General features: G+C 68.3%; 9 protein-coding genes. All 9 read left to right on the forward strand.

Annotated features, from left to right (window positions below; all coding sequences use genetic code 11):
- Positions 1 to 58 precede the first annotated feature (58 nt).
- The 9 genes from H9658_RS04185 to H9658_RS04225 all read left to right on the forward strand — a co-directional run bounded on the left by H9658_RS04185 (position 59) and on the right by H9658_RS04225 (position 13601).
- On the forward strand, positions 59 to 2776 hold the full coding sequence (locus H9658_RS04185; protein WP_191824460.1) for a TonB-dependent receptor: 2718 nt from the start codon (positions 59 to 61) through the stop codon (positions 2774 to 2776).
- A gap of 249 nt (positions 2777 to 3025) precedes the next feature.
- A complete protein-coding gene (locus H9658_RS04190) occupies positions 3026 to 4204 on the forward strand; it encodes a phosphatidylinositol-specific phospholipase C1-like protein (RefSeq protein ID WP_191824461.1) in 1179 nt (392 codons plus the stop codon).
- A 136-nt stretch (positions 4205 to 4340) separates the two neighbouring features.
- Positions 4341 to 7064, forward strand: a complete 2724-nt coding sequence (locus H9658_RS04195; protein WP_191824462.1) for a TonB-dependent receptor — start codon at positions 4341 to 4343, stop codon at positions 7062 to 7064.
- Positions 7065 to 7240: 176 nt separating this feature from the next.
- Positions 7241 to 8200: a L,D-transpeptidase family protein gene (locus H9658_RS04200; protein WP_191824463.1), complete on the forward strand. Its 960-nt coding sequence runs from the start codon at positions 7241 to 7243 to the stop codon at positions 8198 to 8200.
- 4 nt (positions 8201 to 8204) lie between these two features.
- Complete coding sequence (locus H9658_RS04205; protein WP_191824464.1) at positions 8205 to 8897, forward strand: M23 family metallopeptidase; 693 nt, start codon at positions 8205 to 8207, stop codon at positions 8895 to 8897.
- A gap of 269 nt (positions 8898 to 9166) precedes the next feature.
- Positions 9167 to 9898, forward strand: a complete 732-nt coding sequence (locus H9658_RS04210) for a DUF3348 domain-containing protein (RefSeq protein ID WP_191824465.1) — start codon at positions 9167 to 9169, stop codon at positions 9896 to 9898.
- A 10-nt stretch (positions 9899 to 9908) separates the two neighbouring features.
- Positions 9909 to 12245, forward strand: a complete 2337-nt coding sequence (locus H9658_RS04215; RefSeq protein WP_191824466.1) for a DUF802 domain-containing protein — start codon at positions 9909 to 9911, stop codon at positions 12243 to 12245.
- Positions 12242 to 12892 carry an OmpA family protein gene (locus H9658_RS04220; protein WP_191824467.1) on the forward strand — a complete coding sequence of 217 codons (651 nt, stop codon included), beginning with the start codon at positions 12242 to 12244 and terminating at the stop codon, positions 12890 to 12892. Before H9658_RS04215 ends, H9658_RS04220 begins: the two co-directional genes overlap by 4 nt.
- On the forward strand, positions 12882 to 13601 hold the full coding sequence (locus tag H9658_RS04225) for a DUF2894 domain-containing protein (protein WP_191824468.1): 720 nt from the start codon (positions 12882 to 12884) through the stop codon (positions 13599 to 13601). The genes H9658_RS04220 and H9658_RS04225 overlap by 11 nt, the downstream gene beginning before the upstream one ends.
- The last annotated feature ends 112 nt before the right edge of the window (positions 13602 to 13713 follow it).

A 13713-nucleotide genomic window follows, 5' to 3' on the forward strand; every position in this document is an offset into this window, starting at 1 on the left:
ACGCGTGCGCGCGATCGGGTCCGACCGATCCACCCAGACCCCCACCCGAGCCACCGACATGCAGCGCACCCACACGATCAGCCGCTTGGCCTGCTCCATCGTACTGGCGCTGTCCGCGCCGGCATTTGCGGACACCCCGGACCAGAATCCCAAGACCCTGGCGTCGGTCAATGTGGAAGCGGACCAGACCCCGGCGCCGGGGTCGATCAACGAACAGCGCCTGTCCAACAGCGTCAACAGCGTGATGGACAAGGAGCAGATCGACGCCATTCCCTCGGCCGGCATCGCCGACGTGCTCGCGCACATGCCGGGACTGTCGGCCTACAGCGACATGCACCTGGGCCAGGCCGCCACCGGCGAGAACGCCTACGTCAGCATCCGCGGTATGGACGCCAGCTACAACGCCTACACCCTCAACGGCTTCGGCATGCCCGAAACCGATTCGTCGACGCGCGCGATCTCGTTGAACATGCTGGCACCGTTCGGCATCCAGTCGGTGCAGGTGTCCAAGGCGCCGACCCCCGACATGCCCGGCGATGCGATCGGCGGCGCGATCGACATGCGCACGCCCAGCGCATTCGACTTCGACCGCGATTTCTATGCCAAGACCACCGCGCAGGGCAAGCTGAGCGCACTGGCCTCGGACCTGGGCACGAAGGACAAGGGCGGCACGCTGCAGCAGGAACTGGCCTGGAAATTTGGCGACCACCAGGCGTTCGGCCTCTACCTCTCCGGCTACTACGGCAAGTCGAACACCCTGGCGCAGGCCACCTCGCCCAACACCCCCTACACCCCGGTCGATCCGGCGCAGGCCGATGCCACCGACCTGCGCGCTGTCGGCCCGCTGGTCAACACGCAGTACAAGTACAGCCTCTATACCAACCAGATCGAACGCTACGGCGGCAACCTCGCGCTCGATTGGCAGGGCGAGCACAGCACACTGTACGCCCGCGCGATCTATGGCGCCTACAACGTCACTGGACAACAGGATCAGGCCGGCGCCGCATCGGCGAGCAGCGGCGGCGCGCCGATCGCGGTACGCGGCGAATACTTCAACACGCGCGACATCGAGGAAAAGCTGGCGACGCTGCAACTCGGCGGCAAGACCACGCTCGACAAGCTGCAGTTCGACTACGGCACCTCGTTCGGCCGCGGCACCCGCAACCGTCCGGACTACGTCGAAGCGAGCATGTATGCGCTGACCGCCGGCAACTACGCGTTCGACCTCAGCGACCCCACCTATCCGAACCTGGCGCCCAGCTCCGACGCGCTGAAACGCTATTTCTACGACCTGGACACGCCACACTTCTGGAAAGTGCAGGGCCACGACGCCGGCAGCCACGACAACCGCGCCAACGCGCATGTCGACATCGCCTACCGCGTGGACGACAGCGTGCTGGAGAGCGTCAAAGTCGGGCTGTCCGCCGACCATTCCGAGCGCAGCGCCTACGATCACGCGTTCTTCCACAACGACAACAACTTCGTCTACGGCGGCCCCTACTTCGGCGGCCCCGACTATCCGTTCTATGCGGCCGGCGGCCCCACCCTGTCCGCGTTGCCCGGCAAGATCGTCAACGGCGGCTTCGACGGCAGGTTCGCCGGTCCGCTCAAGATCGTGGACCGCAACTGGGTGCTGGCGCAGGCCGTGCCCTACAAGTACGTCGACGATCCCAACGGCGCAGGCGTCTACACCGCCAACGACTACAACGCCAACACCACCTCCAGTACCGAAGCGATCTATTCCGGCTATGCGATGGCCACGCTGCACCTTGGCGAGGTGACCGTGCTGCCTGGCGTGCGCTACGAACTGACCCGCTACTCGGCCGATTCCTGGCAATCCAACGGCGACGATGCCACCGGCCGCTTCGTCGGCACCGGCCGCACCTATGGCGAAGTGCTGCCGGGGATCAGCCTCAACTATCGCCCGGACGATCTCACCGTCTATCGCGCCTCGCTGCGGCGCAGTTTCAGCCGTCCGGCCTTTGGCCTGATTTCCGGCGAGACGGTGTACTCGATCGATGACACCAGCGGCAAGCTGCTGGGCATTTCCAAACCCAATCCGGATCTGAACCCGAGCAAGGCCGACAACGCCGATCTGTCCGCGGAGTTCTACGACGCGCACGGCGGCGTGCTCAGCGCCTCGACCTACTACAAGCGCATCACCGGCTTCGTCTACACCTCGCAATCGTCCACCAGCAACGACAACACCCTCGGCGGCCTGGTCCCTACCGGCACCACGTTGGAAAACGGCGTGCCGGTGACCATGCCGCAGAACGGCGGCACCGCCAAGCTCTACGGCGTGGAACTGGCGTTGAGCAAGCGCCTGCAGGATCTGCCTGGCATCTGGGGCAATTTCGGCGCCACTGCCAACCTGACCCTGCAGCACAGCTCGGCCGACAGCAAGCGCGCCGACCAGCCGGAGAACACCTGGTTGCCGCGCGCACCGGAGCGCATCTACAACCTGGGCCTGTTCTACGACGACGCGCAACTGCGCGCCGACCTGAGCTACAACTACACCGGCCTGCAGCTGCTCGGCCTGACCAGCGACCGGCTCAACTACTACCTGCAGCCGGTGAAGTCGCTGGACTTGAACGCCACCTACCACCTGCCGCACGGCATCGACGTCGGCGTGTCGGTCAAGAACCTGCTCGACGAAGCCACGTTCTACGAAACCCAGGGCAAGTCCAAGCGCTACCTGGCCTACGATCCCGGCGCAGACGGCGCCTACGTCGAGACCGGGCGGGTGTACATGCTGACGCTGGGCTACACCTACTGAGCGAGGCGTGCAGGCGCTGCAACGCGCTCGCGTTGTCGCGCAGCACACAGCACGCGCGAGGCGGATCTTGCGGCGATCGCTTGCCACGGATGGCACGCGCGCCGATCGAGCGGCGCCATCGCAACTGCGGCAGCGGCCTTACGCATGGCGAACTGTCGCAATGCATGACGCCGTGTGGCAACAAGATGGAAAGATGCGCGTCAAGCTGGCGGCCGATGATAGCGGGGTCTTGTTTTCCGGCTTTGCCGCATGCGCCCCTTTTCATCCGTACTGCAGGCGCTGAAATCGGTCTGTTTCACCGCACCGCCAGCCGCGAGTTCCCAATCTCGCAAACGTATCGAAGGCGTCCTGCTCGGCCTGTTGACGATCGTCCCGCTCGCGCTGCACGCCGCACCCAAGCTCAACGAACTGCAGTACATCGGCAGCCACAACAGCTACCACGCCGGTTTCGCGCCCAGCGAAGCCACGTTCTGGAAACGGATGGACCCGGCATCGTTCGCGATGCTGGACTACCGCCATCCGCCATTGGCGCAACAGCTCGACGATGGCGTCAGGCAGATCGAACTGGATCTCTATGCCGATGCCAAGGGTGGCCGCTATGCGCACCCGGCGATCGTGGAACAGATCGCCAAGGCCGGACTGCCGCCAGCCCCGGCCATCGCTCCCGCTGGCGTGATGGAGAAGCCTGGAATCAAGGTCATGCATGTGCAGGACCTGGACCAGCGCAGCACCTGCCAGCCACTGGTCGCCTGCCTGCAGGACGTACGCGCCTGGTCCAGGCGACACCCGGGGCATCTTCCGATCTTCATCCTGCTCGAAACCAAGCAATCGCCGCTGCAGCTCGGCTTTCCCACCGTGCAGCCCGAACCGTTCGATGGCGCCGCGATGGATGCGCTGGATGCGGAGCTGCGCTCGGTGTTCGCGCCCGGCGAGTATCTGAGCCCGGACCAGGTGCGTGGCGATGCGCCCACGCTCAATGCCGCCATCCTCGCCCGTGGCTGGCCAGCCTTGGCCGAGACGCGCGGCAAGGTCGTGTTCCTGCTCGACCAACGTTCGGCCGGCAGCAGCTATCTGCCTGGCCACCCTTCGCTGCGCGGCCGGGTGTGCTTCACCAATGCCGTTGCGGGCGAAGCCGACGCCGCCTTCACCGAACGCAACGACGGCAGCGCGGAAGAGATCGCGCGCCTGGTGAAAGCCGGATATCTGGTGCGCACGCGCACCGATGCGGACCTGAAAGAACCGGCGCGCAACGACACCACGCGCCGCGACGGCATGCTCGCCAGCGGCGCACAGCTGCTCAGCACCGATTTCCCCACTCACGAAGCGGCCGCTTCCGGCTACGTGGTGCGCTTCGATGGCGACGCGGCCGCCCGCTGCAATCCGCAATTCCCGAACGCGCGCTGCGACGGCGTCGATCTGACGCATTGAATCGGCAGCGCTCGCACCGTTTCGTACCGCACCACCTCCACACACCTGTCGCAATGGAACGCATGGGCGATGCAATCGCCTGCGCCCGCATCGCCGGGGCCAGGGTACCCAAGCTCACCAACCGCGAGTTCTCTACATGCAGTCCACCCGTTCCATCAGCCGCCTGACCTACGCCATCAGCATCGCCCTGACGTTCTGCGCACCCGCATTCGCGGAGGACGCGAGCCCACGCACCCCCACCACGCTGGATTCGGTCAACGTGCAGGCCGACCAGGCGCCCGCGCCCGGTTCGATCAACGAACAACGCCTGTCCAACAGCGTCAACAGCGTGATGGACAAGGAGCAGATCGACGCCATTCCCTCGGCCGGCATCGCCGACGTGCTCGCGCACATGCCGGGATTGTCGGCCTACAGCGACATGCACCTGGGCCAGGCCACCACCGGCGAGAACGCCTACGTCAGCATCCGCGGCATGGACGCCAGCTACAACGCCTACACCCTCAACGGCTTCGGCATGCCCGAAACCGACTCCTCGACCCGCGCGATCTCGTTGAACATGCTGGCGCCGTTCGGCATCCAGTCGGTGCAGGTGTCCAAGGCGCCGACCCCCGACATGCCCGGCGATGCGATCGGTGGTGCGATCGACATGCGCACGCCCAGCGCGTTCGACTTCAACGGCGATTTCTACGGCAAGACCACCACGCAGGGCCAGTTCAACGCGCTCGCCTCGGACCTCGGCGGCAAGGACAAGGGCGGCACGCTGCAGCAGGAACTGGCCTGGAAGTTCGGCGACAACCAGGCCTTCGGCCTCTACGCGTCCGCCTATTACGGCAAGAACAACAACATGGCGCAGGCGCCCGCGCCCAACAGCAAATACGTTCCGGCCGATCCGGCGCAGGCCAATGCCACCGATCTGCACGATGTGGGCCCCCTGGTCAGCACCCGCTACAAGTACAGCGTCTACACCAGCCAGATCGAACGCTACGGCGGCAACCTCGCGCTCGACTGGCAGGGCGAGCACAGCGCGCTGTACGCCCGCGCCCTCTACGGCAGCTACCGTGTCACCGGGCAGCAGGACCAGTCCAGCGCGCGCCTGGAAACCTATCTGAACCAGCCCACGGCCGTGCGCGGCGGCTACTTCAACACGCACGACATCGGCGAGAAGCTGGCGACGCTGCAAGTGGGCGGCAAGACCACGCTGGACCGCCTGCAGTTCGACTACGGCAGCTCGTTCGGCCGCGGCACCCGCAGCCGGCCGGACTACGTCTCGGCCAGCCTGTACGGTTTCACCCCCGGCAGCTTCGCCTTCGACCTCAGCGACCCGACCTATCCGAGCATCGGTCCCAGCTCCGACGCGCTGAAGAACTATTTCTACAACCTGGATTCTGCCTTGCTGTGGAAGGTGCAGGGCCATGACGCAGGCAGCCACGACAACCGCGTCAATGCGCACACCGACATCACCTACCGCGTGGACGACAGCGTGCTGGACAGCGTCAAGGTCGGGCTGTCGGCCGACCATGCCGACCGCGGCGCCTACGACCATCCGTTCTTCCACAAGGACGGCAACTTCGTCTCCAACGGCCCTTACTTCGGCGGCCCCAACTACGCCTTCCCCACCGCCGGCGGCCCGCCGCTGAGCGCGATCCCGGGGCGGGTGACCTACGGCGCCTTCGATGGCCACTATGCCGGCCCGTTCAAGATCCTGGACCGCAACTGGATGCTGGCGCAGGCCGTGCCCTACAAGTACATCGACGATCCCAAGGGCGCCGGCGTCTATACCGCCAACGACTACAACGCCAACACCACCTCCAGCACCGAGGCGATCTATTCCGGCTACGCGATGGCCACGCTGCACGTCGGCGAGGTGACCGTGCTGCCTGGCGTGCGCTACGAGCTGACCCGCTACTCGGCCGATTCCTGGCAATCCAGCGGCGACGGCATCAATGGCCGGTTCGTCGGCAACGGACGCACCTATGGCGAAGTGCTGCCGGGGATCAGCCTCAACTATCGCCCCGACGATCTCACCGTCTATCGCGCCTCGCTGCGGCGCAGCTTCAGCCGCCCGGCCTTCGGCCTGATTTCTGGCGAAACGGTCTACACCATCGACCCCAACAACACGGTCATCGGCATTTCCAAGCCCAATCCCGACCTCAATCCGAGCAAGGCCGACAACGCCGACCTGTCCGCGGAGTTCTACGACCATCACGGCGGCGTGCTCAGCGCGGCGACCTACTACAAGCGCATCACCGGCTTCGTCTACACCTCGCAGTCGGCCACCAGCAACGACAACACGCTCGGCGGCCTGGTGCCTACCGGCACCACGTTCGAGAACGGCGTGCCGGTGACCATGCCGCAGAACGGCGGCACCGCCAAGCTCTACGGCGTGGAACTGGCGGCCAGCAAACGCCTGCAGGACCTGCCCGGCATCTGGGGCAATTTCGGCGCCACCGCCAACCTCACGCTGCAGCACAGCGAAGCGGACAGCAAGCGCCCGGATCAACCGGAAACGACCTGGTTGCCGCGCGCGCCGGAACGCATCTACAACCTGGACCTGTTCTACGACGACACGAAGCTGCGTGCGGACCTGAGCTACAACTACACCGGCCTGCAACTACTCGGCCTGACCAGCGACCGGCTCAACTACTACCTGCAGCCGGTGAAGTCGCTGGACTTGAATGCCACCTACCACCTGCCGCACGGCATCGACGTCGGCGTGTCGGCCAAGAACCTGCTCAATGCGGCCACCTTCTACGAGACCCAGGGCAAGTCCAGGCGCTACATGGCCTACGATCCGGGTGCCGACGGCGCCTATGTCGAGACGGGCCGAGTGTACATGCTGACGGTGGGCTACACCTACTGAGCGCGGCCTGCCTCCGGCGAAGCGCGCCGGAGGCGTCGGGGCTCGGTTCTTGAAGGCGAGACGGATGCGCGTCCCGGCAGTGCCGGTCGCGCTGCGGTCAGCCGGCAGCCAGACATTTCACGCTGGCTAGTCGCGGCGCTTAGGCATGGTGGCTGCAATTCATGCCGGAGTCGCCGATGTCCCGCCTATCGCTTCCACTCGCCTGCCTCGCCGTGCTGTTCGCGAGCGCCGTCGGCACTGCATCGGCGCAGCCGCCAGCCAAGGCCGCGGCCTCCACCGCAGCCCCGGACAGCGGCGAGCGTTCGCCGCTGCGCGCACAAGTGCTGCTGGATCGCGCGCACTTCTCCCCGGGCGAGATCGACGGCCAGCCGGGCTCCAACCAGCGCCGCGCCGTCTCCGGCTTCCAGCAGGCGCGCGGACTGACCGCGAACGGCGAGCTCGACGACGCCACCTGGCAGGCGCTGGCGCAGGATGCCGCGCCGGCGCTGGTCGCCTACACGCTCACCGCCGAGGACGTCGCAGGTCCATTCCCGAAGATCCCAACGGACACCGCGGAGAAAGCCAAGCTGCCGGCGCTGGGCTACGAATCGGTGGAAGAGCGCCTGGGCGAACGCTTCCACGCCGCGCCTGCGCTGTTGCGCGCGCTCAACCCGTCGATCGACTTCAGCCAGGCTGGCGCCAGCGTGCAGGTGCCGAACGTGCTCGGCACCGCGGCGCTGCCGAAGGCGGCCAAGCTGGTGGTCGACAAGTCCGATTCCACCGTGCGCCTGCTCGACGCCGGCGGCGCGATCCTGGCCCAGTTCCCCGCCTCCACCGGCAGCGAGCACGATCCGCTGCCGATCGGCGACTGGAAGATCAAGGGCGTGGTGCGGCAGCCGACCTTCCACTACAACCCCAAGCTGTTCTGGGACGCCGACAAGTCGGACAAGAAGGCCACGCTGGCCGCAGGCCCGAACAATCCGGTCGGCGAGGTGTGGATTGACCTGTCCAAGGACCACTACGGCCTGCACGGCACGCCGGATCCGGCGCGGGTCGGCAAGGCGCAATCGCATGGCTGCGTGCGCCTGACCAACTGGGACGCGCTGACCGTGGCCGCCGCGGTGAACGCGTCGGTGCCGGTGACCATGCAGGAGTGAGCGGATGAAGACCCTGCTCAGCCTGGCGGCGCTGGTAATGGCGGTAGCGCTCGGCTACTGGGTGCTGCGCGCCGGCGTACAGGTGCGCCCCAGCGCAGCCGCGGCCGGCGACGCAGCGGCCACGCCCGCGATGTCCCCTGCCACAGCGCCAGCAGCGGCACCGGCACAGCGTGAGGCGACCGCGCCGGCGCCTTTGCCAATAGCGATGGACACCCCGCCGACGGCGCCGCCTGCCGCGGCCGCGCCGGCGAACGCTTCCGACGACCTGCTGATCCCCGTACAAGGCGTGCGTCGCGACCAGTTGCAGGACACCTTCACCGACGCGCGCAGCCAGGGCCGGCGCCACGACGCGATCGACATCCTGGCGCCGGCCGGCACGCCGGTGCTGGCGGTGGCCGACGGCAGCGTGGAAAAGCTGTTCGACAGCGAGCGCGGCGGCCTCACCGTGTACCAGTTCGAACCCAGCGGCCGCTACGCCTACTACTACGCGCACCTGCAGCGCTACGCGGATGGACTGGCGGAAAAACAGACGCTCCGCCGCGGCCAGGTGCTCGGCTATGTCGGCAGCACCGGCAATGCCGATCCCGGCGCGCCGCACCTGCATTTCGAGATCCACCGGCTGGGCCCGGAAAAGCAGTGGTGGAAGGGCGAATCGCTCAATCCGTATCCGCTGCTGCGCGGCGAGCAGCGCCTGTAGGCGCAGGCGCGGCCCGACGCTGCGTCTCGGGAGGCTGCGCGATCGCAGGCGCCTCCGCATCGTGCCTGGACCTGCCGACGGCTCGATGCCTTGACCCGCGGGCCTCAGCCCCGCCCCGCCAGGCCAAGGCGTGCCAGGGCTGGCGGCAACCCGGCAACGGCAGCTTGAACCGCACCGGACCGACGGGGCGGCTTTCGGGCCGCCGCCGGGGTTGCCGGCCGGCCCGCCATGTCATTCGCGTGTAAAATTCCCGGTTTTACCCAGAAGCAATGGCGAAAGCTCTTCCACGGCCGCCTGTCCCGGGCCCGGCGTTCATTCGCCTCCTCGCACGTCTCACCGACGCCGACATCGCGCCGTCCAGCCCCGCGCTGGCCGACCGGCTCGGCCAATGGATCGACTGGACGCGCGCCGTGGCCGTGTCCAGGGCGCTGGACGGCAGGCTGCCCGCGATCGACGCCGACGCGCCATTCGAGGGCGTCGACGCGCACGAGTGCGCACGCGTGCGCCGCGCGCTGGAGGAGGCGATTTCCAGCGACACCGCCGCGGACGCCGGCAAGCAAGGCCCCCGGCCTGGCCATGCCGCAGACGCGAACGCGCCGCTCGACTACGCGCCGTTCCGCCAGCGCTACCTGTCGCTGCAGCGGACGATGCTGACCGCGACCGGCCGCCTGCGCGGCCAGCTGCGCGACACGCTGGCGCGGACGTCGGCCGACATGGCGCGGCTGGCGGAGGTGGATGCGGTCATGGAGCTGACCCTGAGTCCGCGCGAACAGACCCTGCTGGCTGCCGTGCCGGCGCTGCTGCAACAGCATTTCGAACGCCTGCGCGAGACCGAGCCCACCGCGGCGGCCGACACGCACACGGCGGACACCGCTCAGGCACCGACCGCCAACGCCTGGCTGGACGTGTTCCGCCAGGACATGCGCAGCGTGCTGCGCGCCGAGCTGGATGTCCGCTTCCACCCCATCGACGCGCTGCTCGCAGCGCTGCGCCCCCGCTGACCGAGACCTCATGTTCAAGAACTTCTTCAATTCCGTCGTGTTCCTGGCCGGCCTCGCCGCCGTGTGCTGGATCGGCGTGGGCTATCTCGGCACCAATCCGCTGGGCGTCGGCTTCGCGCTGCTGATCGGCGCGTGCTACGTGGCCGGCGCGCTGGAGCTGTACCGCTACCGGCAGGCCACGGCCACGCTGGTCCACGCCGTGGCCGACGCGGACGCGGCGCAGTCCGACCTGGGCGGCTGGCTGCAACGCCTGGATCCGAGCCTGCGCAATGCGGTGCGCCTGCGCATCGAGGGCGAGCGCGTCGCCTTGCCGGCACCGGGACTGACCCCGTACCTGGTTGGCCTGCTGGTCCTGCTGGGCATGCTCGGCACCTTCCTGGGCATGATGGCGACCCTGCGCGGTACCGGCCTGGCGCTGGAAAGCGCGACCGACCTGCAGGCCATCCGCGACTCGCTGGCCGCACCGGTCAAGGGCCTGGGCTTCGCGTTCGGCACCTCCATCGCCGGCGTGGCCAGTTCGGCGATGCTCGGCCTGCTCGCCGCGCTGTGCCGGCGCGAGCGGCTGCAGGCGGTGCAAGGGCTCGACCTGGCCACCGCGACCACGCTGCACGTCCATTCGCAGGCGTTCCAGCGCAGCGAAGCGTTCAAGCTGTTGCAGCGGCAGACGGAACTGATGCCGGCATTGATCGACCGGCTGCAGGCGATGGCGACCGGTATCGAGCAACAGGGCGCCGCCAGCGGCGAACGCCTCGCAGGCAGTCAGGACGCCTTCCACGCCAGGACCGAGGCCGCCTACACGCGCCTGGCCGGCGCGGTGGAGCAGTCGCTGCAGGCCGGCGTCGCGGGGAATGCGCGCGCGCTCGGCGCGGCGCTGCAGCCGGTGGTGCAGGCCACCCTGGACGGCCTGGCGCGCGAAACCGCCACGCTGCACGAGCACGTCGGCCAAGCCGTGCAGCGCCAGCTGGACAGCCTGGCCAGCGGCTTCGAGACCGCCGCCGCGCGCGCCGCACAGGCGTGGGATGCCGCGCTGGCCGGCCCGCGCGACACCAACCAGGCGCTGGTCCAGGATCTGCGCAGCGCGCTGGACGGCTTCGGCGACAGCTTCGCGACGCGCTCGAACGGCGTGCTGGATGCCGTGTCGGCGCGTCTGGACGCCACGGCGGATGGCGCCAAGCAGGCCTGGAACGATGCGCTGTCGCGCCAGCAAGAGATCAACGCGCAATTGGCGGCGCGCAACGCACAGGCGCTGGATGCGATCTCGGTACGCCTCGACGCCACCGCCGATGGCGCCAAGCAGGCCTGGAGCGATGCGCTGTCGCGCCAGGAAGCGATCAACGAACAGCTGGCGGCGCGCAACGCACAGGCGCTGGACGCGATCTCGGCACGCCTCGACGCCACCGCAGACGGCGCCAAGCAGGCCTGGAGCGATGCGCTGTCGCGCCAGGAAGACGTCAACGCCGCCCTGGCCGAGCGCAACGCGCAGGCGCTGGACGCGGCCGCAGCGGCGCTGGAACAACGCGCGGCGGCGCTGGTCGACGCCATGCAGCAATCGCATGCGCAGTTGCAGGACGCACTGCAGGCACGCGACCAGGCGCGGCTGGCCACGTGGACCGACACGTTCGCCGCGATGGTCGCCGCCTTGAACGCGGAGTGGGAACGCAACGGCGAGCGCATCGCGCAGCGCCAGCAGGACATCTGCGCCACCCTCGAACGCACCGCAGGCACGATCGCGGCGCAGACCCAGGCGCATGCCAGCGAGACCATCGCCGAGATCTCGCGCCTGGTGCAGACCGCGTCGGAAGCGCCGAAGGCCGCCGCCGATGTCGTCGCCGAGCTGCGCCAGAAACTCTCCGAGAGCATGGTCCGCGACACCGCGATGCTGGAAGAGCGCAGCCGCCTGCTGGACACGCTGCACACCTTGCTCGACGCGGTGAACCACGCCTCCACCGAGCAACGCACCGCGGTGGACGCCCTGGTCACCACCTCGGCGGATCTGCTCGAACGGGTCGGCACCCGCTTCACCGACCACATCGAAGCCGAGACCGGCAAGCTCGAATCGGTCGCCGCGCAGGTCGCGGTCGGCGCCACCGAAGTGGCGAGCCTGGGCGATGCGTTCGGCGGCGCGGTGGAGGCGTTCGGCCACTCGAACGCGGCGCTGCTGGAGCGCCTGCAGGGCATCGAACAGGCGCTGGACAAGTCGCTCGCGCGCAGCGACGAGCAACTGGCCTACTACGTGGCCCAGGCGCGCGAAGTCATCGACCTGAGCATGCTGTCGCAGAAGCAGATCATCGAGGAACTGCGCCAGCTGTCGGCCAAGCCGGCGCATGACGGAGCCGAAGCGGCATGAGCGACGAGCTCGAGATCGAAGCCGACGCCGGCGCGCCGATCTGGGCCGTGTTCGGCGACCTGATGTCGGTGTTGCTGGGCGCGTTCGTGCTGATCCTGATCGGCGTGATCGGCGTGCAGCTGCAGCTGTCGCACAAATTGGACGAGGAAGTCCGGCAGCGGCAGGCCGAGGCGCGGCAACGCAAGACCCTGGAACAGGCGCTGGCCGCGCCGCTGGCGGCAGGCCGGGTGACCCTGGTCGATGGCCGCATCGGCATCCGCGGCAGCGTGCTGTTCGCACTCAATTCCGATCAACTGCAGCCCGAAGGACGCGAAGTGCTGAAGAGCCTGGCCGCGCCGCTGGCCGGTTACCTGAAGGCGCGCGACGAGATCCTGATGGTCAGCGGTTTCACCGACGACCGCCAGGTGCGCGACAGCAATCGCCAGTTCGCCGACAACTGGGAACTGTCGGCGCAGCGCGCGCTGACCGTGACCCGTGCGCTGATCGACGAAGGCGTGCCGGCCGATGCGGTGTTCGCCGCCGCGTTCGGCGCGCAGCAACCGGTCAGCCCGAACACCGACGAAGCCGGACGCGCCAGCAACCGGCGCGTGGAAATGGCGCCGCTGCCGAAGCTGTCCACGTCTGCCGCGAAACCGCATGCGCGATAACGCGACACCCGCGAGCGAATTGCTCGGCGCATGGCGGCAGCGGCAGGCCGAGCGCCTGGATCCGCTGCGCTTCCGCTTCATCGAAGCGCTGGCGCGGCGCGTCGATGCGCATCATGGCCAAGCGCGGCGCCTGCTGGAGCAGAAGCTGTCCGCGCTGCTCGACGCCTATGCCGCGGACCTGGCCAGGATGCCGGCTGCGACAACTGCCGATGCCGAAACCGATACCGACGACGGCGCGGCCATCGCCGATACCGATACCGCGCCTCCCGCGACCGCGACTGCGACTGCGACTGCGACTGCGACCGCGCGCAGCCCGCTCGGCGAACTGCTGCAGCGGTTCGCCGGCGGCGCCGCGCATGACGCGAACGACACGGCAAACGCCATGCCGCCGCAGCCTGCACAGCAACTGCCCGCACTCGATGATGCGCGCAGACTGTGGACCGAGCTGCGCAGCCGCAGCCAGCTGCGGCAATCGCTGCAGCAGGCCCCTGCCGATGCCGGCCCGTTGAACTCCGGCGTGCTGGTGCATCGCGCGCTGGCGCTGATGCGCACCCTGTCGCCGGGCTATCTGCAGCATTTCCTCGCCTACGTCGACGCGTTGTCGTGGCTGCAGCAGATGCACGACGATGACGTGCTCGCGACGCAGCAGAAACCCGGCGCGGATGTCGGCAAGAAGCCGACGCGCGGCAAGCCGCGCAAGCGCGGCTGAAACACGGCCCACGCGCTGACCGCAATGCGTGGCGCACAGTCCAATTCAGGCCGATAACGCCCCTGTAGGAGCGGCTCCAGCCGCGACAGGCTGCATCCGTAAAGCCCGTCGC

Source organism: Xanthomonas bonasiae (genome assembly GCF_014836395.1).
GTDB lineage: Bacteria > Pseudomonadota > Gammaproteobacteria > Xanthomonadales > Xanthomonadaceae > Xanthomonas_A > Xanthomonas_A bonasiae.

What these genes read in the sequence shown, in the direction of transcription:
- H9658_RS04185 (WP_191824460.1), top strand. Translation starts at nt 59, where the DNA reads ATGCAGCGCACCCACACGATCAGCCGCTTGGCCTGCTCCATCGTACTG.
- H9658_RS04190 (WP_191824461.1), top strand. Translation starts at nt 3,026, where the DNA reads ATGCGCCCCTTTTCATCCGTACTGCAGGCGCTGAAATCGGTCTGTTTC.
- H9658_RS04195 (WP_191824462.1), top strand. Translation starts at nt 4,341, where the DNA reads ATGCAGTCCACCCGTTCCATCAGCCGCCTGACCTACGCCATCAGCATC.
- H9658_RS04200 (WP_191824463.1), top strand. Translation starts at nt 7,241, where the DNA reads ATGTCCCGCCTATCGCTTCCACTCGCCTGCCTCGCCGTGCTGTTCGCG.
- H9658_RS04205 (WP_191824464.1), top strand. Translation starts at nt 8,205, where the DNA reads ATGAAGACCCTGCTCAGCCTGGCGGCGCTGGTAATGGCGGTAGCGCTC.
- H9658_RS04210 (WP_191824465.1), top strand. Translation starts at nt 9,167, where the DNA reads ATGGCGAAAGCTCTTCCACGGCCGCCTGTCCCGGGCCCGGCGTTCATT.
- H9658_RS04215 (WP_191824466.1), top strand. Translation starts at nt 9,909, where the DNA reads ATGTTCAAGAACTTCTTCAATTCCGTCGTGTTCCTGGCCGGCCTCGCC.
- H9658_RS04220 (WP_191824467.1), top strand. Translation starts at nt 12,242, where the DNA reads ATGAGCGACGAGCTCGAGATCGAAGCCGACGCCGGCGCGCCGATCTGG.
- H9658_RS04225 (WP_191824468.1), top strand. Translation starts at nt 12,882, where the DNA reads ATGCGCGATAACGCGACACCCGCGAGCGAATTGCTCGGCGCATGGCGG.